This is a genomic window from Thermus sp. NMX2.A1 (assembly GCF_000511705.1).
GTDB classification, from domain to species: Bacteria; Deinococcota; Deinococci; order Deinococcales; family Thermaceae; genus Thermus; species Thermus scotoductus.
Genome location: NZ_ATNI01000050.1, coordinates 12,603 through 35,646, shown reverse-complemented (window position 1 = coordinate 35,646; position 23,044 = coordinate 12,603). Strand labels below are relative to the sequence as shown.

The 23,044-nt window shown below is 63.9% G+C and carries 23 protein-coding genes and 3 riboswitches; of the genes, 11 read left to right on the top strand and 12 right to left on the bottom strand.

Going from position 1 to position 23,044, the window contains the following annotated elements:
* The 5 genes from aspS to TNMX_RS04110 all read right to left on the bottom strand — a co-directional run bounded on the left by aspS (position 1) and on the right by TNMX_RS04110 (position 4,757).
* Positions 1 to 1,269, bottom strand: a complete 1,269-nt coding sequence (gene aspS / locus TNMX_RS04130; protein ID WP_038029806.1) for an aspartate--tRNA(Asn) ligase — start codon at positions 1,267 to 1,269, stop codon at positions 1 to 3.
* Between the two features lie 114 nt (positions 1,270 to 1,383).
* Positions 1,384 to 1,683, bottom strand: coding sequence for a hypothetical protein (locus TNMX_RS04125; protein ID WP_038029797.1), 300 nt, complete (start codon positions 1,681 to 1,683; stop codon positions 1,384 to 1,386).
* Positions 1,670 to 2,968, bottom strand: a complete 1,299-nt coding sequence (locus TNMX_RS04120; RefSeq protein ID WP_052037930.1) for a phospholipase D-like domain-containing protein — start codon at positions 2,966 to 2,968, stop codon at positions 1,670 to 1,672. Before TNMX_RS04120 ends, TNMX_RS04125 begins: the two co-directional genes overlap by 14 nt.
* Positions 2,969 to 3,024: 56 nt before the next feature.
* Complete coding sequence (locus tag TNMX_RS04115; protein ID WP_038029792.1) at positions 3,025 to 3,780, bottom strand: TatD family hydrolase; 756 nt, start codon at positions 3,778 to 3,780, stop codon at positions 3,025 to 3,027.
* A complete protein-coding gene (locus tag TNMX_RS04110) occupies positions 3,777 to 4,757 on the bottom strand; it encodes a restriction endonuclease (RefSeq protein ID WP_253269366.1) in 981 nt (326 codons plus the stop codon). Before TNMX_RS04110 ends, TNMX_RS04115 begins: the two co-directional genes overlap by 4 nt.
* Before the next feature lie 130 nt (positions 4,758 to 4,887).
* Between TNMX_RS04110 and TNMX_RS04105 the strand changes: the two genes are divergently transcribed.
* From TNMX_RS04105 to TNMX_RS04075, 6 genes are all read left to right on the top strand, one after another.
* Positions 4,888 to 5,007, top strand: coding sequence for a hypothetical protein (locus TNMX_RS04105; RefSeq protein ID WP_019551073.1), 120 nt, complete (start codon positions 4,888 to 4,890; stop codon positions 5,005 to 5,007).
* A gap of 84 nt (positions 5,008 to 5,091) precedes the next feature.
* On the top strand, positions 5,092 to 5,745 hold the full coding sequence (locus TNMX_RS04100) for a flavodoxin family protein (RefSeq protein WP_038029790.1): 654 nt from the start codon (positions 5,092 to 5,094) through the stop codon (positions 5,743 to 5,745).
* A gap of 128 nt (positions 5,746 to 5,873) precedes the next feature.
* Positions 5,874 to 5,957: riboswitch (cyclic di-GMP riboswitch) on the top strand.
* A gap of 64 nt (positions 5,958 to 6,021) precedes the next feature.
* Positions 6,022 to 6,107: riboswitch (cyclic di-GMP riboswitch) on the top strand.
* A 477-nt stretch (positions 6,108 to 6,584) separates the two neighbouring features.
* Positions 6,585 to 6,672: riboswitch (cyclic di-GMP riboswitch) on the top strand.
* Between the two features lie 16 nt (positions 6,673 to 6,688).
* Positions 6,689 to 7,303: a hypothetical protein gene (locus tag TNMX_RS04090; protein WP_038029786.1), complete on the top strand. Its 615-nt coding sequence runs from the start codon at positions 6,689 to 6,691 to the stop codon at positions 7,301 to 7,303.
* An 84-nt stretch (positions 7,304 to 7,387) separates the two neighbouring features.
* The gene (locus tag TNMX_RS04085) at positions 7,388 to 8,131 is read left to right on the top strand and encodes a hypothetical protein (RefSeq protein WP_015717763.1); all 744 of its coding nucleotides are present in this window, start codon (positions 7,388 to 7,390) and stop codon (positions 8,129 to 8,131) included.
* Positions 8,119 to 8,724 (top strand): hypothetical protein, encoded by a 606-nt coding sequence (locus TNMX_RS04080; protein WP_015717762.1) that lies wholly within the window; start codon positions 8,119 to 8,121, stop codon positions 8,722 to 8,724. The genes TNMX_RS04085 and TNMX_RS04080 overlap by 13 nt, the downstream gene beginning before the upstream one ends.
* 9 nt (positions 8,725 to 8,733) lie before the next feature.
* Complete coding sequence (locus TNMX_RS04075; protein ID WP_148228663.1) at positions 8,734 to 11,232, top strand: DUF4198 domain-containing protein; 2,499 nt, start codon at positions 8,734 to 8,736, stop codon at positions 11,230 to 11,232.
* 21 nt (positions 11,233 to 11,253) lie between these two features.
* On the opposite strand, the gene tsaB is transcribed toward TNMX_RS04075, so the two are convergent.
* Entirely contained in the window at positions 11,254 to 11,808 is a 555-nt protein-coding gene (gene tsaB / locus TNMX_RS04070; RefSeq protein WP_015717760.1) for a tRNA (adenosine(37)-N6)-threonylcarbamoyltransferase complex dimerization subunit type 1 TsaB, read from the bottom strand.
* Positions 11,809 to 11,836: 28 nt separating this feature from the next.
* On the opposite strand from tsaB, the gene TNMX_RS04065 reads away from it, so the two are divergent.
* The 4 genes from TNMX_RS04065 to TNMX_RS04050 are packed head-to-tail and all read left to right on the top strand — an operon-like array spanning position 11,837 to position 17,436.
* A complete protein-coding gene (locus TNMX_RS04065) occupies positions 11,837 to 13,030 on the top strand; it encodes a carbohydrate ABC transporter permease (RefSeq protein ID WP_015717759.1) in 1,194 nt (397 codons plus the stop codon).
* The gene (locus tag TNMX_RS04060) at positions 13,020 to 14,213 is read left to right on the top strand and encodes a carbohydrate ABC transporter permease (protein WP_015717758.1); all 1,194 of its coding nucleotides are present in this window, start codon (positions 13,020 to 13,022) and stop codon (positions 14,211 to 14,213) included. Before TNMX_RS04065 ends, TNMX_RS04060 begins: the two co-directional genes overlap by 11 nt.
* A gap of 53 nt (positions 14,214 to 14,266) precedes the next feature.
* Positions 14,267 to 15,520, top strand: a complete 1,254-nt coding sequence (locus TNMX_RS04055; RefSeq protein ID WP_015717757.1) for an ABC transporter substrate-binding protein — start codon at positions 14,267 to 14,269, stop codon at positions 15,518 to 15,520.
* A 53-nt stretch (positions 15,521 to 15,573) separates the two neighbouring features.
* Positions 15,574 to 17,436 (top strand): aldehyde ferredoxin oxidoreductase family protein, encoded by a 1,863-nt coding sequence (locus TNMX_RS04050; RefSeq protein WP_038029783.1) that lies wholly within the window; start codon positions 15,574 to 15,576, stop codon positions 17,434 to 17,436.
* Here the strand turns inward: TNMX_RS04050 and TNMX_RS04045 are convergent.
* The 3 genes from TNMX_RS04045 to glpX are packed head-to-tail and all read right to left on the bottom strand — an operon-like array spanning position 17,433 to position 20,842.
* On the bottom strand, positions 17,433 to 18,107 hold the full coding sequence (locus tag TNMX_RS04045) for a DUF58 domain-containing protein (protein ID WP_038029781.1): 675 nt from the start codon (positions 18,105 to 18,107) through the stop codon (positions 17,433 to 17,435). The two genes, TNMX_RS04050 and TNMX_RS04045, sit on opposite strands and share 4 nt — an antisense overlap.
* The gene (locus tag TNMX_RS04040) at positions 18,104 to 19,864 is read right to left on the bottom strand and encodes an adenosylcobalamin-dependent ribonucleoside-diphosphate reductase (protein WP_038029779.1); all 1,761 of its coding nucleotides are present in this window, start codon (positions 19,862 to 19,864) and stop codon (positions 18,104 to 18,106) included. The genes TNMX_RS04045 and TNMX_RS04040 overlap by 4 nt, the downstream gene beginning before the upstream one ends.
* Before the next feature lie 9 nt (positions 19,865 to 19,873).
* Positions 19,874 to 20,842 (bottom strand): class II fructose-bisphosphatase, encoded by a 969-nt coding sequence (glpX, locus tag TNMX_RS04035; RefSeq protein WP_015717753.1) that lies wholly within the window; start codon positions 20,840 to 20,842, stop codon positions 19,874 to 19,876.
* Positions 20,843 to 20,876: 34 nt separating this feature from the next.
* Here glpX and TNMX_RS04030 point away from each other — a divergent pair, with 34 nt between their 5' ends.
* Positions 20,877 to 21,083, top strand: a complete 207-nt coding sequence (locus tag TNMX_RS04030; protein WP_038029776.1) for a hypothetical protein — start codon at positions 20,877 to 20,879, stop codon at positions 21,081 to 21,083.
* A 21-nt stretch (positions 21,084 to 21,104) separates the two neighbouring features.
* On the opposite strand, the gene hisIE is transcribed toward TNMX_RS04030, so the two are convergent.
* The 3 genes from hisIE to TNMX_RS04015 are packed head-to-tail and all read right to left on the bottom strand — an operon-like array spanning position 21,105 to position 23,024.
* Complete coding sequence (gene hisIE / locus TNMX_RS04025) at positions 21,105 to 21,740, bottom strand: bifunctional phosphoribosyl-AMP cyclohydrolase/phosphoribosyl-ATP diphosphatase HisIE (protein WP_038029774.1); 636 nt, start codon at positions 21,738 to 21,740, stop codon at positions 21,105 to 21,107.
* On the bottom strand, positions 21,715 to 22,494 hold the full coding sequence (gene hisF, locus TNMX_RS04020) for an imidazole glycerol phosphate synthase subunit HisF (protein WP_038029772.1): 780 nt from the start codon (positions 22,492 to 22,494) through the stop codon (positions 21,715 to 21,717). Before hisF ends, hisIE begins: the two co-directional genes overlap by 26 nt.
* Positions 22,491 to 23,024, bottom strand: coding sequence for a Uma2 family endonuclease (locus tag TNMX_RS04015; protein ID WP_038029770.1), 534 nt, complete (start codon positions 23,022 to 23,024; stop codon positions 22,491 to 22,493). Before TNMX_RS04015 ends, hisF begins: the two co-directional genes overlap by 4 nt.
* Positions 23,025 to 23,044: the final 20 nt, after the last annotated feature.

Below are 23,044 nucleotides of genomic sequence, written 5' to 3'. Positions count from 1 at the left end.
TCAGGGGGTGAGCCGGTGCCGGTCCCTGGGGAAGGCCCGGGCGTAGCGCACGTTGGGAAGGCCGAGAAGCTTTTGCGTGAGCCTTTCCGCCCCGATGGCGAAACCCCCGTGGGGAGGCATGCCGTACTTGAAGACCTCCAGGTAGCCCTTAAAGCCCTCGAGGTCCATACCCTTGGCCTTTAGGCTTTCCACCAGGTCTGGGTAGCGGTGGATCCTCTGGCCTCCGGAGGTGATCTCCAGGCCCCGGAAGAGGAGGTCAAAGCTCCTGGTGGTGCCGTTGTCCTCGGGGTAGGTGTAGAAGGGCCTAAGGCTTCGGGGGTAATGGGTGATGAAAAGCCAGTCCGAACCCCACCGCTCCTTGGCGTACTGGCCGAGGAGGCGCTCTGCTTCCTCGGAAAGGTCCTGGCCTACGGGGTAGCCCAGTTCTTCCTTCAGGATTCTCCTGGCCTCGGCATGGGTCAGACGGGGGATTTCCTTGGGGAAGGAGGGCCAATCGGCTTCCAAAAGCCGGATCTCGTTTCCGGCGCTGGAAAGGGCTTCCTCCAGCATCTCCTGAAGGAGGTTTTCCTCAAGCCGCATGAGGTCCTCCTCCCCCCCGATGAACCCCATTTCCACGTCCAGGGAGAGGTACTCGTTCAGGTGGCGGCTGGTGTTGTGCTCCTCCATGCGCCAGACCGGGGCCACCTCGTAAACGCGCTCAAACACCCCCACCATGATCTGCTTGTAAAGCTGGGGGGACTGGGCCAGGTAGGCCCGGTACTCGAAGTAGTCCACCCCGAAAAGCCCTGAGCCTCCCTCGGCCCCCGCCCGCACCACCTTGGGGGTGAAGATCTCCGTGAAATCCTGCCGGTCTAGGTACCGCCTAAAACCCCGCACCAGGGCTGCCTGCACCCTGAGGGGAGCGCGGGCCTTCTCCCCCCTTAGGGTGACGTAGCGGTATTCCAGAAGGGTGTCGGGGCTTGCCCGCCATTCCTCCTTGGGGATCTCCACCGGGGTGGGCTCCAGGGCAGGGGAGAGGATCTCTATTTCCTTTGCCTGCACCTCGAGGCCCCCTGGGGCCTTGGGGTTTTCCACCACCTGGCCCCTTACCCGCAGGCTGCTTTCCGGCAAGGGGAGTTTCTGCCCTCCGGTCACCACCTGCACGATGCCGCTTCGGTCCCGTAGCAATAAGAACTGCACCTTGCCCAGGTCCCGCCGCCAGTGGAGAAAGCCCAAAAGCTCCACCTCTTCGCCCACATGCTTCTTCAAGTCCCGTACCAGAACCCGCATGCTCCCTCCTCTTAAGGTTTGACCCCCCCGGCCATGGGGGACCGGGGGGGCCGGATGGCCTTGCCCCCCGTCTAGGCGTCATTACCCTGGGGCAGACGCATATTGCCCTTGAGTTTAGGGGGTTTCTCCCCCTAGGTCAAGGCGCTCAAAGGCCAGGACCATGCTGGGGAGGTCCTGAGGGTCCGCCACAGCGAAGAAGTTCTCCTCCACCTGGTACCGGGCTGCCCACTCCCCTTCCACCCCGGCCAGGTTCAAGGGCTTTGCCTCTTCCCTCAGGAAGCGGAGGCGCCTTAGGCGCACGTCCCCCGCCTCGGAGTAGAAGACCTGGTAGACCACGCCCCCTCGGCGCTTCTCCCCGTAGAAGCCCCCTTCTATGGGGCTTATCTCGTAGCCTAGGGCCTTAAGGGCTTCCATCCAGCACCTCGAGGGCCGAGGGATCCTCCAGGACGATCTCGTAGTAGCCGGCGTAAAGCACGATGCGCCCCCTGGCCCTTACCTTCTTGCCCAGGTAGCTTTGGGGGAAGGGTTGCCGGAAGAGGGCGTAGCTCCTTGGGAAGACCACCAGCCTCAGGTCGCTTTCCCCGGGTCCGAACCGGAGGAAGGCCACGGTGCCCCGGTCTTCCACCTGCTGAATCACCCCTTCCACCGTGGCTATACGGCCAAAGTACTTAGGGGCATCTTGCCAGGGAATGACCCCTTCCAGGGGCGGTAGGGCAAAGGGGTTTTCGGTAAGCCCTGCTTGGAAGTCCCTTTCCATCACGGAAAGGAGCCTGGCGAAGGCCTCGGGGGCTTCCCTGCGGGTGAAGCGTACGGAAAGCTCCCGGTTGGCGTTCAAGGAGTTGGCGCTCAGGTTCAGGCTTCCCACGAGGGCCACCTCCCCGTCCACCACCAGGGCTTTGGCGTGCACGTAGGGATCGGGTAGGAAGCGGAGATCCGCCCCGGCCCGCCTTAGCTCCTCCGCTCCTGCCAGGAAGTAGGTGTCCCCGGGCTCCTGCGGGCTTCCCACCAGGCGGACCCGGACCCCTCTGGCCAAGGCTTCCTTGAGGGCGGCCACCACCTCGGGATCGGCCATGGCCTGGTGCTCCAGGAAAACCTCCCTCTTGGCCCCACGGATCAGGGCGAGGAGGGTTTCCCGGGCGTTGCCCTCCTTGACCCCGCCCAGGATGCGGCTTGGGGCCCAGACGAGAAGGGCCTGGGATAGGTCCAGCCTTTTCCCCTCCCAGTCCGCTTCAAAGACCTTCACCACCTCCGCCACCTGCCTGGGATCGTCCAGGATGAGGGCGTACTCCCGGTTGGCGGTAAAGGAGCTTCCCGTGAGGTTCATGGTACCCACCCAGGCCCGCTTCCGGTCCACCACCAGGCTTTTTTCGTGGACGAAGACGAAGCGGAAGGGGGTGGTGAGCTTAACCTCCACCCCCCGTTCCTTTAGGGCCTGGAAGACGGTTAGGTCCACTCGTCCCCCAGCGGGTTCCCGTTCCAGGAGCACCCGCACCTTTACCCCCCGGGCCACGGCCTCCCCCAGGGCTTCCACCACGTCCAGGCGGCTTGGGGTCCAGAGGTACATCTTCACCAGGATCTCCTCCCGGGCCGAGGCGATGAGGTCCAGTAGCGGCTTGACCCCATCGTCCGGCTCCACCACCAACTTGGGGGCGGCCAAGGCGGTTAGGAGGAGGAAGAGAAGTAAAAAGAGCTTTCTCATACCGCCTTTCATTCTGACCCATGGGGGTCAGGAAGCTTGCAAACAGAGGGGGTGGGCTATGTCCAGCGGAAGCAGGTTTCCGCGTTCTGGTCGGTGATGGATTCTATTTCCTCCAAGGTCATTCCCCGCACCTCCGCAAGCCTATTCAGGGTGTGGCGCACGTAGTGGGGAAGGTTGCGCTTTCCCCGGTGGGGTTCTGGGGGCAGGAAGGGGGTGTCGGTTTCCACCAGGAGCTTGTCCAGGGGAAGCCTTTGGGCGGCTTCCCGGAGGGCCTGGTTTTTCTTGTAGGTGAGGGGGCCTGCGAAGCTGAAGTAGGCTCCCACCTCGAGGCCCGCTGCCTCGAGGGCCGGGTGCCCGCCAAAGGCATGGAGGACCACCCTTTGGGGTCGGTGGGCGAGGAGCCAGGCGGCCAGGTCTTCCTCCGCTTGCCCATCCTTGCTCCGCACGTGGAGCACCAAAGGTAGCCCGAACTCCTCGGCCAGGGTCGCTTGGAACTCCAGGGCCTTGAGCTGGGCGGGCTTGGTTTCGGGGGTCCAGTAATAGTCCAGGCCGCTTTCCCCAACGGCTCGCACCCGGGGGTGACGGGCGTAATACCTTAAAGCCTCTTCCACCTCGGGGGAGAGCAGATGGGCCGAGGTGGGGTGGAGGCCCACCGCGGCGTACACATTTTCCTGGGCCAGGGCCAGTGTCCTTTCCCAGCGGGTTGGGTCCACCCCCAGGGTGAGGATGGCCCTGAGTTCCGGAAAGTGGGCTTTGGCGTCTTCCAGCTCGGCTTCTTCCAGGAAATCCAGGTGGGCGTGGGTGTCGGTCATGTGCTTTCTTCGTCCTCTACCAGGATCCAGATGCGCTTAAGGGGAAGTTCGGCCTTAAGCTCCTCAGGCAGGCGTTCGTAGCTCTCCAGGAGGTGCAGGATCAGGTCTTCGGAGTCCCACAGGCGGATTTCAAAGTAACTGGTGGGCTTCTCCTTTTTGGCCGTTTCCTTAAAGCCACCCCAGCTCACGAATAGGCCATAGTTGGCCCCAAACTTCTTCATAGCACCTCGGAGCTCGTTGAGTTCCTTGGTGCCTATGGGGGCATCCCCGGACTTCACCTGAACGGCAATACGGGGGGATTCAAAGCCCAAAGGCCCGGAGCCCGCCAGGATGTCCACCCCGCCATCGGGACCGGTGGGCGAGAGGAAGGTGCGGTAACCCTGGGCTTGGAGAATACCCTCCACCAACCTTGCCAGGGCATGCCCCTTGAAGCGGCGGTTAAGGTAATCCCGGATGGCGTCCCGGGCAAGCTCCTCGAGGTTTAGTTTTTCTGTCCCATTTCCGTTCTTTACATCTCCCCCATTTACTAATAGGTCGCGAACCCGTTCTTCTGCATTATTCCTTTGTATTTGGGCCACGGTCAGAGAGGAACCCAGGGAGTAGAGTAGATCCTGGTCCAGAGCCGCTCGTGGGATAGTCTTCAACCATTGGACTGGGCGTGTATGCTTGGCCCCGGGTGGGTTATCAGGTACGTAGCGATAGGGTCCGGTCACCGTTCCGAAGTGAATTTTTGGCTCTCGCTTGGAAGGGAGGGCCACCAAGTCTCCTTCCTTCATCTCTTTGGCAAAGGCCCATAACTCGCTGGCCCAGTTGATAAGGGCATTTCTGGACTTTTCTGAATATATCGTGCTCAAGTGCTGCAGAAGCGTCGCGCGGTTGTCCAACGAGGTGAGGTCAGGAACCTCGTCCCAGCCTACGGCGGCTACCTTGTTTTCGAGGCAAAAGGCCTCGGTTTCCCCTCTCTTCCCCGCCCGCACCAGCCAAAGGGCCATGTCTTTAATCTAGCATGGGAAGTTCCCCACCCTGGTCTACCGGCCCGGTTGTGTGGATTGGACCCATGCAGTGGCTTTGCCGCTTGTTGACTGCTTGTGCCCTCCACGGGTGGGGGTGGGGCTACACTTCGTTTCCCTGGACCGCTGGAAAAGCCCCTTGGGCTGCACGTATGTGCTGGCGTGGCCCCTCGAGGGGCCGGTGATGGAGCTTAAGGGCTACCCCGTCCTGGCCTAGGGGATGGGGAGTTTGTGGCCGGACCTTGGCGGCCTTGGAGTGCGCGTGCTATGCTAAATGAGGTTTAGTGCGTGGGTGATATTTATGAGTTTACGCGTGCTCGGCGTCAACGCATCGGCACGGACGGACGGGTTTACGGCAGAGTTGTTGGGCGAGGTTCTGGAAGCCGCCAGGCGCCGGGGAGCCGCCACCGAGCGCCTGGACCTGGTGCGGTACCCCTTTCCCTTTTGCGTGGGGAACTACTCCCAAGACCCTACTTCCTGCGGCCCGGACACCTGCGTGCAGGGACCCTGGGATGGCTTCGGTAAGATAGCGGACAAGCTCGTCCAGGCGGACGCGGTGGTTTTCGCCACGCCGGTCTACTGGTTTAGCGTTTCCGCCCGGATGAAGGCCCTTTTGGAGCGCATGACCTCCATGGAGAACCAGGGCCTCTTAAACCTGGGCAAGCCCATGGTCCTGTTGGCGGTAGCCGAGGAGGAAGGGGCCAGCCAGGCGCTTTCGCAGATGCTCCTGCCCCTTTCCTACATGGGGTTTGTCCTGGCGCCCCTGGGGTTGGTCTACGCCCATCACCGGGGTGCCGTGAGCCTCAAGGGGAACACCGAGCTCATGGAGGATGCCCGCATTGCCGGGGAGAACCTGGTGCTGATGGCGGAAAAGCTTAGGGGAACCGCTTTCCGGGAACCCCTTCCCAGTTACCAGTACCGTCTACCCCGGTTGCCAGGAGTGGCAGCGGATTGAGTGGGTGCTGGGAGTGGGAGGCAAGAAACCCAGGTGAGGGTCCTCCGCCTGAAGGGTGGACAGGTTTTTTAGGGGCCATTTCCCCCCGTTTGTGCTATCCTGAAGTTAGGGAGCGTAGGCTCCCCACAAGGTACCTCGGAGGCGAAGAAGCCTGCCCTGTAGTTGGGCGCCTGGGGCAGGTGGAGCCAGTGGCGCAACCGGCTGAGGGTTAGAAGGTCTTTCCTTTGTAGCCAAACCCTTGCCGGCCAGGCGCCCAAGCCTGGCCCTAAGGTTTTTAGGGCGTTCGGAGGCGATGAACCGTGGAACCCAAGATGGGCGCCAAGGGACACGGGGAGCCAGTGGCGCAACCGGCCGAACGTCGATCCTTTGTCCTCTTGCGGCTTTTTGCGCCACCTCTTCCCCGGACTAGCGGTGGGAGGTGGTTATGCGTAGGTTGCTCATAGGGCTGGGGTTGATGGGGGTGTTATGGGCTTTCCAGCCCGGCCTTGCGGGAGATGCCCCCTTGCAAGCTCAACATGAGGTGGGGATTCGGATTCCCGTCATCCTCCGTTTGGAGGTGGTGGAACTTGGTCTAAGGATGGAGGCCTTGCCTCAAGGCAGGCTTACATTGGGGCCTGGTAGCTACAGGCTCCGGATCGTTTCCAATACCCGGTGGCGGCTTTGGCTGGTGCCGCTTTTGGAGAATCCATCTTCCGAGGTAAGTTCCTTCCTCCTGGAAGGGAGGGGTCGGGAGGAGGTTACCTTGCAGGTTCCCGCGGGTGCCACCTGGGAAGTGTGGGTGAGGGTTGGGGGTGGATGAACATTCTTTCACAGGGTTTTCACATGGGCCATTAATATAGGCCTTGAGGGGAGGCGAGGAACCCCCGATCTCCCAGATGGGCGCCAAGGAGCGGGGGGGAGCCAGTGGCGCAACCGGCCCCTAATCCTTTTGGGAGGTTAGGATATGCGCAAGCTGGTAGCCCTGATGGCCCTCATGCTTATGGCAGGTCTGGCTCTGGCGCAGACCACGGCCAGCCACACGGTCAAGGTGACCATCCCTTCCATCCTGTCGTTGCAGCTGAACGCCACCGACTTCGTTTTTGACTTCAACAATCCTTCTCTCACCGGTACGGAAACCGTGACCGTGGGTAGCACCTCCTACACCAAGGCTTCCAAGGCGGCTTACGATACCTTCATCGATACCGCTGCCGGCACCCAGGACTTCGCCCCCACCAGCGTGGAGGGGACCGGAGGAGCGGACTACGGCACCATGACCATTCGCTCTAACCGGGCCCAGTGGACGGTGAGCGTCGATTCCATTTCGGGCACCCTCGGTGCTCCCTTAAGCAACAGCCGGGTGAAGGTCTTTGCCGAGAAGGTAAGTGGGAAGGGCGGTTCTTGGACTACCGTCCCCACGCCCATTACCAGCGTGTCCACCCTCATTAGCGCAGGTGCCGGGGGGCAGGGCAAGTCGGTCTACAAGCTCTACTACCTCCTCACCATGGACATTAACGATGACATCCCCCTTGCTGGCTATGACCAGCAGATCACCATCACCTACACCCTGACTTCTCCGTAAGGGGGGCGTTGGGCAAAACCCCTGGGAGGCCCGCATAGAGGTCCCCAGGGGTTTTGCGCTGGGGAGGTATGCTGGTGGAGAACCATGCGGAGGCCTTGGATCCTACTCGCTATCCTTACAGTCCTACCGGCCCTGGCCCAGGGGGCCTACCTGACCCTTTCCCCCGCCCGGGTGGAGCTTGCCGCTATGCCCGGGGAGGCCTTTTCCCTGACGACTACCCTGAGGAATGAGGGCCCCAGGGAAGAGGCTGTTACCGTGCGCCTCGCTTCCTTTCAGGTGAAGGAGGACGGCTCGGTGGAGGAGCTTCCCTTGTCCGGGGGGCTTTGTGCGGAGCTTAGGGTAATCCCCACGGCCTTTACTCTTCCCCCGGGAGGGTCCCTCGAGGTGCGGGTGGAGGGAAAGTCTCCAGAAGGTGAGGGAACCCTGGCCTGCCTGGTGATCTTCAGCGGAGGTCTGAGGATTCAGGACAAGGGTGGCGTGCGGCTTCAGATAAGGCCGGAGATCGGCTTGGCCCTCTACGTCACCCTCCGAGGAACCGAACGCCCGGCTTTGAGGGCCACGGTGGGTGGGGAAGGCCGGTCTTTACCGGTCCTTTTGGAGAACCCGGGAAACGTCCTCCAGCGGGTGAGCGGAAAGGTGGAAGTCTTCTCCCCCGAGGGGAAAAGGGTCGCCAGCTTTTCCGTGGAGGAGCTTCCCGTATGGCCTGGGGGAGCCAGGAGGCTTGAGTTTGAGCCCCCAGAGCCCCTTCCTCCTGGAGAGTACAGGGTGGTGGTCATCCTGGAAAGCCCCTATGGGCGCTACGCTTCGGAGGGGAAATGGACAAGATAGCCCCTAATGGGCTGACCCGTACCCTAGCCCTTGTCCCTTTTCTCTTCGCCCTGGGTCTTGCCCAGGTATCCTGCGATGCCAGCGAGGTGCGCTTCGACTTTAGCGCCCCAGGCTCCCTCAGCTTCCAGGCAGGCTACCCCGTGGCCAACCTGGGAGGGTACCTTCACCTGTTCGATGCCGGGCCTCTTATGTTCCTGCCCACCCAGGTGCTGGGAGGTAGCCAGCCCTACCGGCTGGAGTGCACGATCACCACTGGGGGCGGTGGCGGTGGGGGTGCTCTTTGCGGAGCCGGGAATACCCATTGCTTCCGCCTGACCGGCATCAGCGGTTCCCTTCCTCCGCCCCTGGATCCCAACACCCGGGTCTACGTGATGGTCCAGGTGGTTTCCGGGACCGGGGTGATCAACCATGTTCCAAGCCCCACCCCCCTTGGGGCCATCCCCGATAACCGGGGTCTTGCCAGCATCCCCCGCAACACCACGGCGGTCCTTTGGATTTACATCCTGCTCCGCATGGATCCCCTGGATGCCTTCTTGCCGGACCCTCCCGTTTCGGGAACCCTGACCTTCACCTACAGGTTGCGCAACAACTGAATCTCTGGGATGCGCCCGCCTCTATTCCCTCCCACCGCCACCCGCCTGGTTTCCGCTCTAGTCTTGTTGGGATTTATGGGGAGCCTGGCCCTGGGGAGGACCGTGGTCCATCCCGGGGAGGCCTTCACCCTGGTCTACAGCGGGGTGAGGGGTACCCTTTCCTGGCAGGTGGAGCCCTTCCGCCCCCTCCTCCTTCCCGACAAGGGGGAAGGCCTCGCCCTGGTGGTGCTGGAGGTACCCTTCACCCTCTCCCCGGGGGTTTACCCGGTGTGCCTGGTATTCGGAGAGGCCACCCTCTGCCAGGAGGTGGAGGTGCCCAGGGTGGAGCGCCTGGTGGCCCAGGTACCGGCCAGAGCCGAGGGCACCCTCACCCTCAGGCTGGAAAACCGGGGCAATGTTCCCTTAAGGGTTTCCCTGTCTTCGGCCCCGGAGAGCCCGGTTTTCCTTCCCCTTCAGGAAGTGGATCTGGCACCTGGAGAGGAGAAAGTCCTTTCCCTTGCCCCGGGGGAAGGGGGAAACCTGGTCCTCGTCCTCGCCTACGGGGAGCGAAGGGAGCGGTACCTGGTGCGGATGGAGGGCCAGGGGGGAGGTCCTTCCCCCTACCGCCTCGAGGGGAGGCTGACCCTGGGATACCCTGGGCCCTATGGGGCCTTAGCCCTGGAGGGTCCTCTGGCTCAGGGGGTGGGGGTGAGCCTGCGGGCGGAAGGGGAGGGCCAGCGGCTTTCCGGGCGTCTCAGGCTGGACCTCGGGTCCTTCGGCCTCGTCTTGAGCACCCTGCCCTCCCTGGGGCTTGCCTACCGGGAGGGCCCCCTGTACCTGGCCGTGGCCTATCCCTGGTCCCTGGAGGGGGAATGGAGGGAGGCGGGGGATACCTACCGCCTGGAGGTCAGGCCGGAGCGCTTCCGCCTTTCCTACGCCTCCTTCGGCCTTTCCCTCCAGGGAGGGTGCACCCTGGGAGAAGGAACCGGTTGCCAGGCTCCCTTTTTCCGCCTGGAGCGGACGGGGGAGCCCGCCTACTTCCTGGCCTGGGAAGGAGGCTTGCTCCTGGGTGGAAGCATCCCGGGGTTCAGCTTGGAGGGAACCCTTTTCCCCGCCCTTTCCCTTCGGGGGAGCCACTGGGGAAGCCTGGGTGAGGGTACCTACCGGCTGGAGGGGGCTCTGGACCCCTATGGAGGGATGCTTGCAGGAAATCTTTCGTGGCCCCTGGACCCTGCCCTTCGCCTTCAGCTTTCGGCCAGCCTGGGCCAGGAGAGGGCGCTCGGGGCTGGCCTATCGTACCGGCTTGGGTCCATGAGTTTTGGCCTTCAGGGGAAGCTGGGGCTTTTCCCCCTGGATGGAAGCCTGATGGGAACCTGGACGTGGGAGGAGGGACCTTACGGGCTCCGCCTGGAGGGATGGTGGACTCCCGGTAGCACCCGCCTGGGCCTGGAGGGACGGTACGCCTTCAGCCTGGGGGTTCCCCAGGAGGTAACCCTGGCCCTGGGTGGCTACGACCGGCTTCCCCTGGAGGGGCAGGTGCTTCTGGAGGGGAAACCCGTGGCCTCGGCCCGGGTGGTGGTCCCCGGGATGTCCACCCTGACCGATGGGGAAGGGCGCTTCCGCATCTACCTGCCCCGGGAGGGGGGAAGGGTGCGCATCCTTCCGCCTCCGGGAACCCTGGCCTTTCCCCTGGAGGTGGAAGCGGATGGACGGGCTCCTTTGCGCCTGGAGTTGCCCCCGGCTTCGGCCCTGCGCCTGGTTTGCGAGGGTGAGGGAGGGAGGGGAGCCTATCTGGCGGCGGGGATGGTGGCCCAGGTGGCCTGTGGGGCTCAGGCGGTCCTGCCCCCCGGGGTTTACCGGGTGTATCCCCAGGCCCTCCCGGGATACCAGGCGAGGGAAGGGGATGGGGAGGTTCTCCTAAAGGCCCTGGAGGAGAAGTCCCTGGTCCTGACCTTCCAGAAAAGGCCCGTGGAGGTCTTGGAGGAGGCCGCCTTCCGCTTTATCCGCTTCTTCCCGCCGAAGCCTGCCCCCGGGGAGGAGGTGCGCCTGGAGGTGGGAGGGGTCAGGGGCAACCTCTGGCTTGCCTGGGATGGTAAGACCCTTGCGGGCACTCCGCAGGCCGATGGAACCCTCCGTTTCACCTTCCAGGTTCCCTGGGAGGCGGAGAAGACCCTGGTCCTGAGGCTTCAGGGAGAGGGGTTTTCCCGGGAGCTTCTCCTTCCCCTGGATGAAGGCCGGGAACTCCTCGAGGTGGAGGTGGTCCCCGCAAGGGCTTCCCCGGGGGAGGAAGTGGAGATAAAGGTGCGGGTCAGATTCCCCGCAGAAGGGGTTTCCCTCCTCCTTCCCACGGGGGAAGGCTTAGCCCTGGCTTTGGTGGGGGAAAGAACCTATGGAACCCGCCTCCTGGTGGACGAGAAGCTGGCCGGGCTGGCGGAGCCCCTGGGTACCAGGCGGGCCTTGGTGTTCAAGGTGGTGGCCCGGCAGGGGCAGAAACTGGTGGAAAAGAGATTCCGAATCTTCCTGCCTTGAGGTTCACTGGCAAGAGAAGCCTCAAAGGTACAAGGGCTCCACCCCATCCCTGGCAAAGGGCAGAAGCTCGTAAAGGGCCCTGGGATCTGGGGGGACGTCCAGGAGAAGGTGGCTACCCGGGAGCTGGGCCCTTGAGACCTCCTGGGCTTTGAGCTTCCTGGGGGGCTCGAGCACAAGGGTTTTCCCCTCACGCCTGGCATAGGTGGCCCCATAGTAGAGCCCGTTTCTGGCGGTGAAAAGGGCGGTTAGGGGAGGCCCACCTTCCTCCAAAAAGGGCCAGCAGGCGGCAAGGAGGGAGCTTACCCCAAACACCTTGGCTCCATGGGCTAAAGCGATGCCCATGCCGGCTGCCAAAGCGATGCGAAGGCCCGTGTAGGAACCCGGGCCTTCCCCCAGGACCAGGGTGCCGATCTCCTCCCGCTCCACGCCCACTTCCCTTAAGAGCTCGTCCAGTAAGCCGAACAGGGCTTCCTCGTGCTTACGGCCCAGCCGCACCACCCGGCCCACTCCCTCTTCCCCGCGGAAAAGGCCCAAGGAAAGGTAGGGAGTGGCGGTGTCCAGGGTGAGGGTCCACACCCTTCCATCCTATATACTCCGGCACGGGATGCGGACCTTTCCCCTTCATGCCCTTCTTTCCTTGGGGGCGCTCCTTGCCCTGGGTGTGTACGCTTCCCGGCTCGGCTTTCTCCCAGGGGCCTGGGTGGGGGCGGGGCTTGGGCTTTACGCCCTTCTCGTCCTGTGGGGGCTTCGTTTCGGTCGGCACCATGCCCTTTTGGGGCTTGGGCTTTTTGCGTACTGGCTCCCACCCCTGGCCTTTCTGGCTCCTCTCTTGTTCGCCCTCTTGTTTGGCCGGGGCCTGAGGGAAAAGGAGCAGGCAGCCCTCTACGGCTGGGCCTTGGTTTGGCCGGCCTTAGCCCTCCTTTTGGTCTGGCATGTTTTCCCCACCTTTTACGCCTTTTACCTGAGCCTCTTTGAACGGGTTAACTTCCTGCGCCCCGCGGCCTTCGCTGGCTTGGAGAACTACCGCATCCTCCTCCAGGACCCTCTTTTCTGGAAGGCCTTGGGGAACACCTTCTGGTACGTGGTCTTTACCGTGCCGGTGGGTCTTCTCCTGGCCACAGGGGTGGCCATCCTCCTGAACACCCAGGTGGCCTTCCTGGGGTTCTACCGCACCCTTTACTTCCTCCCCTACATCACCGCCCTCACGGCGGCGGCGGCGGTGTGGCGCTGGATCTACCACCCGGAGTTCGGTTTTCTCAACTGGCTTCTTCGCACCCCGGGTCTCGACTGGCTGAACACGCCCAAGGGTGTCTTCGCCCTTCTCCTCGAGCCCCTGGGAGTTCAGCCCCAGGGTTTTTGGGCGGGGCCCAGCCTGGCCTTTGTGGCCATCATGGTCATGAGCGTGTGGCACTTTCTGGGATACCAGGTGGTGATCCTCCTGGCCGGGCTTCAGGCCATTCCCAAGGAGTATTACGAGGCGGCGGAGCTGGATGGGGCGAGCTTTTGGCAGAAGCACCGGCTCATCACCTGGCCCCTTCTTTCCCCCACCACCTTCTTTCTCTTCACCCTGGGGCTCATTGGGGCCTTCCAGGTGTTCACCCAGGTTTACGTCCTGACCCCCACGGGCGGGGTGTTGCAGGATACCCTTACCCTGGCTTTCTACCTCTACAACAAGGGTTTCCGCGACTCGGATTTCTCCTACGCCAGCGCCATCGCCATGGTGACCTTTCTCCTCATCCTGGTCCTCACCCTGATTCAAAGGCGGGTTTTGGAGAGGCGGGTGAACTATGAGATTTAGGCCCGGTGTCCTGTTCGTGCACCTGCTCCTCCTCCTGGGGGGGCTCGTCATGGCCTTTCCCTTCTACTGGATGCTGGCCACCAGCCTGAAAAGCCCCCAGGAGGCCCTGCAGGCCAAGCCCATCTGGGTTCCCGAGCGCATGAAGCCGGCGAACTGGCTCAAGGCAGCCCGGCTGGGGGATAGCCCCCTATGGGGGGGCTTGGCACCTGGAAGGAGCGTGGAACTGGTTTTCCCTGGGAGGGAAGGGCATCCGCCCAGGGCCTTGGTACCCCGCACCCCCGGGGCCTTCTTTGACCCTCGGGCGGATGGTACCCGGGTGGAGGTGGTGTATCGGGAAGGGGCTTGGCGGGTGCGGCTGACCAACGCCACGGAGGAAGCCTTCCGCTTTTTGCCCCTGGTGGTGCTCTGGCCCAAGGAAGTCCCTCTGGAGGCACCCTTGCCCCCCGACGCCATCCGCTCCCAGGGGGAGTACTGGCGGCTGGAGTGGGTGAATGCGGTGCCCGGGGCCTTGGGCTACGTGCTCCACAACTACCTGGAAGCCTGGCATGCGGCTCCCTGGGGGCGCTACTTCTTCAATAGCTTCTTCACCGCCTTGACCCAGGTGGCGGTGGGGCTTTTCCTGGCGGCCCTGGCGGCCTTTGCCCTGGCCCGCATTCCCTTTCCCGGCAAGGAGGCGGTGTTCGTGCTCATCCTGGCCACCATGATGGTGCCGGGGGAGGTGCTCCTCATCCCCAACTACGTGCTTCTGGCCAGGCTGGGCTGGCTGGACACCTACTACGCCCTTATCGTGCCCTGGCTGGCCTCGGTGTTTGGCATCTTTCTCCTTCGGCAGTTCTACCTTTCCTTGCCCCAGGATCTTTTTGATGCCGCCCGCATAGACGGGGCGGGGTACCTGACCCAGCTTTTCCGTATCGCCCTGCCCTTAAGCCTTCCCGGGCTGGTGTCCTACGGGATCTTCACCTTCCTGGGGGCCTACAACGCCCTCCTTTGGCCCCTCATCGTCACCCAAAGCCCGGAGATGCGCACGGTGCAGCTGGGCTTGCAGGCCTTTGTTTCCGAGGCGGGGTCGGACTACGGGGCTTTGATGGCGGCCAGCACCTTCGTGATCCTCCCCGTGATCCTGGGCTACTTCTTCGCCCAGCGCCAGTTCATCCAGGGGATTGCCCGCTCGGGGCTTAAGTAGGCTGACCTTGGCTTGACAGGGCAGGGAGTATACTTTCCCTGGAGGTTTTGCGTATGCGGAAAGCGCTTTTACTGGCGGCGGTTTTGGGGCTAGCGCTGGCCCAGCAGGCCAAGCCCGAGGACGTTATCAAGGAGCAGTGCGCCAAGGCCAAGGTGGTGGCGGAGCTCTGGCACGGCTTCACCGGCGGGGCGCCCAAGGCCGCCCTGGAGAACCTGGTGGTGGAGTTCAACAAGACCCAGCAGGGCCGGTGCGTGCGTCCCGTGCCCCAAGGGGGGTACCGGGATCTTTCCACCAAGATCAAGGCAGCCTTCGCCGCAGGGAAGGTGCCCGCCATGGCCCAGGCCTACGAGAACAACATTGCCTTGTACCTCGAGGCCAAGGCCCTTCTGCCCATTGAGTCCTTGGGGGTGAAGCTTCAGGGGGTCAACCTGGCCTTCCTGAACGCCGTGCGCTTCGGGGGGGTGGTGTACGGGGTGCCCTTCAACAAGAGCATCCAGGTCCTCTATTACAACAAGGACCTCCTCAAGAAGCACGGGGCCAAGGTGCCGGCTACCCTCGAGGAGTTCGTGGCCTTAAGCAAGAAGCTTTCCCAGGCGGAAGGAGGACCTGTCTACTGGTTCCAGCCGGATGCCTCCACCTTCGCCTACTTCTTCTTCAACCTGGGAGGAAGCTACCTGAAAAACGGCAAGCTGGTCCTGAACTCCAAGGAGGCGGTAGAGGCCCTCACCCTCCTGCAAAACGGGGTGAAGGAAGGGTGGGCCAAGGCCATCACCTCCGGGTACATCAACCAGAACCTGGGCTCCGGCCCCTACGCCTTCAGCGTGGATACCTCCGCCGGCTACACCTATTACCGCCAGGGAGCCAAGTTTGACCTGGGGGTGGCCACCCTACCGGGCCGCACCTCCGGCCAGGCAGGCTTTGGCCTGGTCCAGGGCACCAACCTGGTGGTCTTCCGCCAGGCCAGCAAGGAGGAGCAGGCGGTGGCCAAGGACTTCCTGCAGTTTGTCCTCTCCCCCAGGGCCCAGGCGGTCTTCGCCACCGCCACCGGGTACGTGCCGGTGACCGAGGGAGCCCTGAAGGATGCGGTCTACCAGACCTACGCTACCGAGAACCCCGACTTCGCCACCATCGTGCGCCAAAGCCGCTACGCCAAGTTTGAACCGGCTTTGGCGGAGTGGGAGCAGATCCGCTTTGACATCCTGGGCCAGGCCATCAAGGAGGCCATTTTGAACAAGGCGGATCCCAAGTCCGCCCTGGACAAGGCCCAGAAGCTGGCCGAGGACCTTTCGGCGGGGAAGACCCGCTAACCCAACCCGGGGTTAACCCCTGGGGCCTTGGCCCCAGGGGTTAAACTTTAGCTATGCCCAAGGGCTATCACGACCGCGTGGCCTTCGTGGACCTCTCCACGGGACGGATCTGGTATGAGAGCTACGGCGAGGCGTTCTGGCGAAGCTTGCTTGGGGGTAGGGCCTTTTCCGCTTACCTCCTTTTGAAGCATGTGCCCAAGGGAGCGGATCCCCTGGGCCCGGAAAACGCCCTTATCTTTGCCCCCGGCATCCTCACCGGCACCCCCATCTCGGGGTCGGGCCGCAACACCGTGGCCGCCAAAAGCCCCCTCACCGGAGGGTATGGGGATGCGGAGGCCGGGGGGTTCTTCGGCGCCGAGATGAAGAACGCTGGCCTGGACGCCCTGGTGGTCCTGGGGCAGGCGGGGGAACCCGTATACCTTCACGTGGAGGGTGGCGAGGTAGTCCTTCACCCTGCTTCCCATCTTTGGGGTAAGGATCCCCTGGAGGTGGAAGCCCTCCTCAAGGCGGTGCATGGGCCCAGCACCCGCGTGGCCCAGATCGGCATCGCTGGGGAGAACCAAGTTCTCACCGCCAACGTGATCCACGACCTGGCCCACTTCGCCGGGCGAGGGGGCCTGGGGGCGGTGATGGGGGCCAAACGCCTGAAGGCGGTCTCCGCCCGGGCCAGAAAGGATACCCGTCCGACTTATCACGATCCCGCCCTCCTCTCCACCCTGGCCCGGCGTATGGCGGGGGAGCGCATGGAAAGGGCCGCGGGCCTGGTCACCATGGGTACCGTGGGCACGGTGAAGCCCTTCAATCTCCGGGGGGTTCTTCCCAGCCACAACTTTCTAGATGGTTTCCTGGAAGGAGCAGAGGCCTTGGACGGCACCAGCCTGGATGCCCTGGGCATCCGCATCGGTCGGGATACCTGCTACGCCTGCGCCATCCGTTGCAAGCAGGTGGTGCGGATCGAGGGCACCGGCAAGTACGACGTGCGCCCCGAGTACGGGGGGCCGGAGTACGAGGGGCTTGGGGCCTTGGGCTCCACCTGCGGGGTCACGGATCCCTATGCGGTCACCAAGGCTAACACCCTTTGCAATCAGTACGGTCTGGACGTGATCGGGGTGGGGGTGACCATCGCCACGGCCATGGAGGCAGTGGAGAAGGGCTACCTGGGCGACGAGGGTCTGGGGCTCCGCTTCGGCAACGGGGACGCCTTGATCGCTGCCATAGAGAAGCTGGCCCGGAGGGAAGGGCGGCTTGGGGAGCTCTTGGCCTTGGGGTCCAGGCGGCTTTCGGAGGCCATCGGCCATCCGGAGCTGGCCATGCAGGTGAAGGGCCAGGAGGTGCCCATGCATGACCCCCGGTACAAGCGGGCCCTGGGGGTGGGGTATGCGGTGAGCCCAACGGGAGCCGACCACAACCACAACCTGCACGACACCGCCTTCGCCAAGGAGGGAAAGGCCCTAAAGGAGCTTCGCTTCTATGGGGAAGACTTTGCGCCCCTTCCCCCAGAGGACCTTTCCGAGGCCAAAATCCGCATGCTCTGGACCAAGACCCGGGAGCGGGGCTTCGTGAACAGCCTGGTGATGTGCGACTTTGTGCCCTGGACTCCAGAGGAGTGGCAGGAGGCCATCTACGCCACCACAGGCTGGCGGCTTTCCCCTAAGGAGATGCTGGAGGTAGGGGAGAGGACGCTTCAGCTCACCCGGCTTTTCAACCTACGGGAGGGGATCGGTCCGGAGGAGGACCGCCTGCCCGAGCGCTTCTTCCATCCCTTCCGCAAGGGCAGTCCAGAGGCCTATTTGGGCAAGGAGGCCTTCCAGGAGGGCGTGCGCACCTACTGGCGGCTTGCGGGGTGGGAGAAGGGAAGCGTGGACCCCGGAAGGCTAGGGGCCCTGGGGCTTGAGGAGTTTACCCAGGCGTACTAAAGGGGCTCCACCACCCCCTGGCGGAGGAGGGCGGGAAGGGGAGGTTCTCCCACCTTCAAAAGGGCGTAGCGGCCCCGAAGAAGGGCGAGGAGGCGGAGGGCTTTTAGGTGCCCCTCGAGGGCCTTTTGGTACGCCCTTACCTCCTCCGGGCCCACGGGGAGGGTTTCCCCGGTTTCCACGTCCTTGAGGAAGGCTTCCTCGAGGGGCGGGGCCAGCTCCATGGGCGCCAGGACCTGGACCAAGACCACCCGTTTCGGAAGGATCCTGGGCCAGGGCAAGGGGTCTAGCCCATCGGTGATGAGGACCAGGGTGCCCCGGCCCGGGCGAAGGGCTTCCGGTCTGCCCCGTTCCAGCCGGGCTAGGGCGTCCTCCTGGCGGGCGATCCCCAGGAGGAGCCTCGCCACCTCCTCCCCGTAGGCCAGCTTGCCGAAGAGGCGCATGCTTTCGCTTTCGTCCAGGTAGATGCGGAAGCGGCTTCGCTCGGGTGTGGTTTCCAGGCGGGTGTAGAGCCTTCCCGTCTTGGCGTAAGCCCGCCAGTGGACCCGCCTTATTTCGTCCCCAGGGGCATAGGGGCGGAGCTCGTAAAACTCGCCTCCCAGGCCCTTCCTGCGGGCCAGGCGCTCCCCCGGGTAGGGAAGGTAGGGCCGGGTGGCGATGCGGTAGCGGGTCATGCCGTCTGGCAGAAGGTGCAGACCCCCACCGGGGGCAGGGGTTCGATGACTTCCTCCCGGCTTCCCTCCCGGAAGACGGTGATGCCCTTGCACCCCTCCTTCCAAGCGGTGAGGAAGAGGTTTTCCACCACCTCCTTGGGGGTTTCCCGGGGGAGGTTCACCGTAGAGGAGATGCTTTGGTCCACGTGGCGTTGTAAGGTGGCCTGGAGGCGTACCCTCTGGAAAGGATCCACGGTATGGGCCGTGGGCCAGTCCGGCACCTCGCCTCCTCGTTCCCTGCGGTACCGCTTCAAGAGGGGATGTTCCGCCAAAAACACCTGTCCCCCGGCGTGGCGCAGGTAGGTGAGGGCGAAGATGGGTTCTATGCCGCTGGTCACCCCGGCCAGGATGGAGATGGAGCCGGTGGGGGCGATGGAAAGAAGGGCAGCGTTCCTCAGGCCCTTTTCTACCGCCTGGATGAGGGCTTCGGGCAGGGACTGGATGAAGGGGCTTTTTATGTGCTCCTTTGGGTCAAAGGCTGGGAAGGAACCCCTTTGCCTTGCCAGGCGGGTGCTTTCCCAGTAGGCGGCTTCCTTGATGCGGCGCATGACCTCTTCCGCAAACGTTAAGCTTTCCTCCGCACCATAGGGCAGTCCCAGCATGGCCAGGGTGTCCGCCAGTCCCATGATCCCAAGGCCAACGCGCCGGCTTCTTAAGGAGGCTTCCCGTTGGGCCCTCAAGGGGTGGCGGTTCTTTCCCAGGTCCACCACCGCGTCCAAAAAGCGCACGGCCAAACGGGTGGCCTCCTCGAGGCCCGCATAGTCCAGCCGGGCCCTGTCCGTAAAGGGCTCCTGTACGAAGGCCACCAGGTTAAGGCTTCCCAGGTTGCAGGCCCCATAGGGTTCCATGGGAACCTCCCCGCAAACGTTGACCCCTTCCACCTCCATCCCCCCGTACTGGGCCGTGGCCCAGGTGCGCACCCGGTCCCAGAAGAGGAGGCCGGGTTCGGCGCTTTGCCAGGCGGCCTCCACCAGGAGGTCCCAGGCTTCCTTGGCCCGGATGGTCCGGGTTATGTGCTCCCGGGGTGTGGTGAAGGAAAGCGTCCAGGGTTCGTCGGCCAAGGCGGCTTGTAAAAAAGCGTCCGTGGCCCTTAGGGAGATGTTGGCGTGGCGCACCCGGCTTCGCTCGGGGTCGGTTTTGACCTGGAGGAAGTCCAGGAGGTCGGGATGGGTGTCGGAGAAGGTGAGCATCAAGGCACCCCGCCGGCCCCCGCTGGCCCCCATGACCCCCGCCAGGGTGGAGAAGAGCTCCATGAAGCTCACCGCCCCCGAACTCTCCATGCCTGCGTTGCCCACCTTAGCCCCCTTGGGCCTCAAGGCATCCGCATTGCTCCCCACCCCGCCCCCGTAGGCGAAGGTGCGGGCGGCCTCGTCCAGGAAGCGGGTAATCCCCTTCACCGAGTCCTCCCGGATGGGGATGTAGTAGCAGTTGAACAGGGTGGACCGGCGCCAGTTCCCCAGGCCGAAGAGGATCCGTCCCCCGGGGACAAAGCGAAAGTCGGAGAAGAGCCAGGAGAACTCCTGCGTGGCTCCCTTTTCCACCCGGGTGACTCCTTGGACGAGCCGCTGCCACATCTCCTCTGGGGTGGCTTCCAGGAGCCTGCCTTCCGGGTCCTTTAGGGCGTAGCGGTGGAGGAACACGGAGGCCCTAAGCTCATCGCCCTGGAAGAAATCCAGGGCAAGCCTTAGGGCTTCTTCCCGGGCGTACCAGCGGGGCACGCCCTTAGTCTAAACCCGAATGGTCACCCGGGCTCCGGTTTCAAAAAGATGAATAGAGTCTATGAACCGAACGGTGCGGGTGGCGTGGCCCAGAACGATGGAATGGGTCCTGGCCCCGCCCCCGAAGAAGCGCACTCCCTGGAGGATATCCCCGTCGGTGATGCCGGTGGCGGCGAAGACGATCTCCCTTCCCGGGGCCAGGTCCTCGGTGCGGTAGATGCGGTTTTCGTCCCCTCCCATCGCCTTGAGCCGGGCTCGTTCCTCCTCGTTTTGCGGGGTGAACCGGGCCTGGATCTCCCCGCCCAGGCACTTTAAAGCGGCGGCGGCCAATACGCCTTCAGGGGCCCCGCCAATCCCCATCACCGCATGCACCCCCGTGCCCCGGATGGCGGCGGCCAAGGCGGCGATCACGTCCCCATCGGAGATCAGCTTCACCCGGGCCCCTGCCTCCCGGATCTCCCGGATGAGGCGTTCGTGGCGGGGGCGGTCCAGGACCACCACCACCAGGTCCTCCACGGAGCGCTGGAGCGCCAGGGCTAAGGCCTTCAGGTTGGCGGAAACCGGCCAGGAAAGATCCACAAGCCCCGCGGCCGGGGGGGGAACGATGAGCTTTTCCATGTACATGTCGGGGGCGTGGAAGAGGCCGCCCTTCTCGCTGATGGCGATCACGGTCACGGCGTTGGGCAGGCCCTTGGCGGCGGTGGTGGTGCCCTCCACGGGGTCCACGGCGATGTCCACCTCCACGCCCCCTTGGCCCAGGACCTCCCCGATGTACAGCATGGGGGCCTCGTCCATCTCCCCTTCGCCGATGACCACCGTGCCTTTTATAGGAAGCTCGTTCAGGACCCGGCGCATGGCCTGGGTGCCCGCCTCGTCCACGGCTTCCTTATCCCCCTTGCCCGCCAGGCGGCTTGCTGCCAGGGCGGCCTGTTCGGTTACCCGCACCACCTCGAGGACCAGTCGGCGCTCTATTTCCATGTTTCCATCATAAGGGTTGGGCTAAGCTGGAAGCATGACCGCCTTGGTGCCCGACGGCCCCTGGCTTTACCGAAAGGCCACCCAAAAGCGCTTCCTCCGCCTAAGGAGGCGCTATCTCCGGCGCTTGCGGCAGAAGGGCTTCACCGCCTACCTCCTGGGATGGCTCCGCCTTTTTGGGAGGGTGGTCCTTCTGGAAGGAAGGCTCTGGCTGAGCGCTCCCGCCCGGGGGAGGCGGCGCTAAGGCCAGGGGGAAAGGGGGTGCTTAGCTGGGCCCAGGGCCGCCTGGGGGCCGGTGCCGCTCCCAGAGGGTCCTGGCCAGGTCCTCTGGGGTGAGCCCTAGTTCCGCCAGCACGATGAGGAGGTGGAAGAGAAGATCCGTGGCTTCCCAGCGCACCTCCTCAGGGCTTTGATTCTTGGCGGCGATGATGACTTCCCCGGCCTCCTCCCCAATCTTCTTCAGGATCCGGTCCAGGCCCGCCTGGTGAAGCTTGGCCACGTAGCTTCCCTCGGGGAGGGTCTTTAGGCGTTCCTGGATGGTGGAAAAAACCTGGGAAAGGACAAAACCCAGGGAGGGCTCACCCGGAAGGAGGGGGCGGTGGAAGCAGCTTCGCTCCCCCGTGTGGCAGGCGGGGCCGTGGGGAAGGACCCGGTAGACCACCGCATCCCCATCGCAGTCCAGGAGGACCTCCACCACCTCCTGGATGTTCCCCGAGGTTTCCCCCTTGCGCCACAGGGTCTTTCGGCTCCGGCTATAGAAGGTGCTCCGCCTTGTCCTGAGGGTTTCCTCCAGGGCTTCCCGGTTGGCGTAGGCCAGGGTCAGGACCTCGCCCGTTTTGGCATCCTGTACCACCACGGGCACTAGGCCCTGTTCATCAAACTTCACTTGGGATAGGTCCATCTAAGCGCACCTCCAAGCCCTGTTCGGCCAGGAATCGCTTGAGTTCGGGTATGGGGATCTCACCGAAGTGGAAGACGCTGGCGGCCAAAGCGGCGTCGGCCCCGGCCAGGAAGGCCTCGAGGAAATGCTCCTTTTTCCCCGCCCCTCCGCTTGCGATCACCGGCACGCTCACTGCCTCGGCCACCATGCGGGTGAGCCTGAGGTCGTAGCCTTCTTTGGTGCCGTCCTTATCCATGCTGGTGAGAAGGATCTCCCCGGCGCCAAGCTCTACCCCCCTAAGGGCCCATTCCACCGCGTGAAGCCCCGTGGGGATGCGTCCGCCGGCGATGTAGACCTCGGGGAAGTCCCCCTTCCAGCGGGCGTCAATGGCCAGGACCACCGCCTGGGAGCCGAAGTGGTCCGAAAGCTCCTGGATGAGTTCGGGGCGCTTCACCGCGGCCGAGTTCACGCTCACCTTGTCGGCCCCGGCCAGAAGAAGCCTACGGGCATCCTCCAAGGAGCGGACGCCTCCCCCCACGGTTAAGGGGATGAAGACCCTTTCCGCCACCTGGGCCACCACCTCCAGGAGGATGGCCCGCTCCTCGTGGGTGGCGGAAATGTCCAAAAAGACCAGCTCGTCGGCCCCGGCCTCGTCGTAGGCCTGGGCGGCTTCCACGGGGTCGCCCGCATCGCGGAGGTTGACGAAGTTCACCCCCTTCACCACGCGGCCCGCGTGGACGTCCAGGCAGGGGATGATGCGCTTGGCTAGGCTCATAGGGGAGGGGTCCAGAGGATTTCTGCCCTGGGGAGGAGAAGAGGGGCGATCCTTTCACCTCTTTCCACCAGGAAGCGGTGGCGGTAGGTGGTTTCCTGGGGTTCTCGGTGGACCTCGAGGCCTTCCGGCCCCCAAAGCCAGACTTCCGGCACCCCATGGCGGGCGTAAAGGGGCAGCTTTACCCCCCGGTCAAAGGCGTAGGTGGAAAAACCCACCTCCACCAGAAGGAGGACCTCCTTGGGGGTAGGGTGGCTTTGGGTGTAGAAGTCCTCCCGGGGCTTAAGGAGGAGGAGGTCAGGGAGGGGTAGGTTTTCCGGGGAGAGGTAAAGGGGGCTTTGCACCCGGATATGGGCTTGGCCCAGGGTGCGGCTGGCCAGAGCCTGCAACAGCCAGTCCAACAGACCCGCATGCTCGCTGGAAATGGGCGCCATCTCGTAGACCTCGCCTTCCAAAAGCTCCAGGCGGGTTTCCGGCAGCATGGCCGAAAGGGCCGAAACCTCCTCCACCTTGAACCGGTGCCGCACCGCCATAGGGTCATTCTACCCGCCCT

What these genes read in the sequence shown, in the direction of transcription:
- aspS (WP_038029806.1), bottom strand. Translation starts at nt 1,269, where the DNA reads ATGCGGGTTCTGGTACGGGACTTGAAGAAGCATGTGGGCGAAGAGGTG.
- TNMX_RS04125 (WP_038029797.1), bottom strand. Translation starts at nt 1,683, where the DNA reads ATGGAAGCCCTTAAGGCCCTAGGCTACGAGATAAGCCCCATAGAAGGG.
- TNMX_RS04120 (WP_052037930.1), bottom strand. Translation starts at nt 2,968, where the DNA reads ATGAGAAAGCTCTTTTTACTTCTCTTCCTCCTCCTAACCGCCTTGGCC.
- TNMX_RS04115 (WP_038029792.1), bottom strand. Translation starts at nt 3,780, where the DNA reads ATGACCGACACCCACGCCCACCTGGATTTCCTGGAAGAAGCCGAGCTG.
- TNMX_RS04100 (WP_038029790.1), top strand. Translation starts at nt 5,092, where the DNA reads ATGAGTTTACGCGTGCTCGGCGTCAACGCATCGGCACGGACGGACGGG.
- TNMX_RS04090 (WP_038029786.1), top strand. Translation starts at nt 6,689, where the DNA reads ATGCGCAAGCTGGTAGCCCTGATGGCCCTCATGCTTATGGCAGGTCTG.
- TNMX_RS04085 (WP_015717763.1), top strand. Translation starts at nt 7,388, where the DNA reads ATGCGGAGGCCTTGGATCCTACTCGCTATCCTTACAGTCCTACCGGCC.
- TNMX_RS04080 (WP_015717762.1), top strand. Translation starts at nt 8,119, where the DNA reads ATGGACAAGATAGCCCCTAATGGGCTGACCCGTACCCTAGCCCTTGTC.
- TNMX_RS04075 (WP_148228663.1), top strand. Translation starts at nt 8,734, where the DNA reads ATGCGCCCGCCTCTATTCCCTCCCACCGCCACCCGCCTGGTTTCCGCT.
- TNMX_RS04065 (WP_015717759.1), top strand. Translation starts at nt 11,837, where the DNA reads ATGCGGACCTTTCCCCTTCATGCCCTTCTTTCCTTGGGGGCGCTCCTT.
- TNMX_RS04060 (WP_015717758.1), top strand. Translation starts at nt 13,020, where the DNA reads ATGAGATTTAGGCCCGGTGTCCTGTTCGTGCACCTGCTCCTCCTCCTG.
- TNMX_RS04055 (WP_015717757.1), top strand. Translation starts at nt 14,267, where the DNA reads ATGCGGAAAGCGCTTTTACTGGCGGCGGTTTTGGGGCTAGCGCTGGCC.
- TNMX_RS04050 (WP_038029783.1), top strand. Translation starts at nt 15,574, where the DNA reads ATGCCCAAGGGCTATCACGACCGCGTGGCCTTCGTGGACCTCTCCACG.
- TNMX_RS04045 (WP_038029781.1), bottom strand. Translation starts at nt 18,107, where the DNA reads ATGACCCGCTACCGCATCGCCACCCGGCCCTACCTTCCCTACCCGGGG.
- glpX (WP_015717753.1), bottom strand. Translation starts at nt 20,842, where the DNA reads ATGGAAATAGAGCGCCGACTGGTCCTCGAGGTGGTGCGGGTAACCGAA.
- TNMX_RS04030 (WP_038029776.1), top strand. Translation starts at nt 20,877, where the DNA reads ATGACCGCCTTGGTGCCCGACGGCCCCTGGCTTTACCGAAAGGCCACC.
- hisIE (WP_038029774.1), bottom strand. Translation starts at nt 21,740, where the DNA reads ATGGACCTATCCCAAGTGAAGTTTGATGAACAGGGCCTAGTGCCCGTG.
- hisF (WP_038029772.1), bottom strand. Translation starts at nt 22,494, where the DNA reads ATGAGCCTAGCCAAGCGCATCATCCCCTGCCTGGACGTCCACGCGGGC.
- TNMX_RS04015 (WP_038029770.1), bottom strand. Translation starts at nt 23,024, where the DNA reads ATGGCGGTGCGGCACCGGTTCAAGGTGGAGGAGGTTTCGGCCCTTTCG.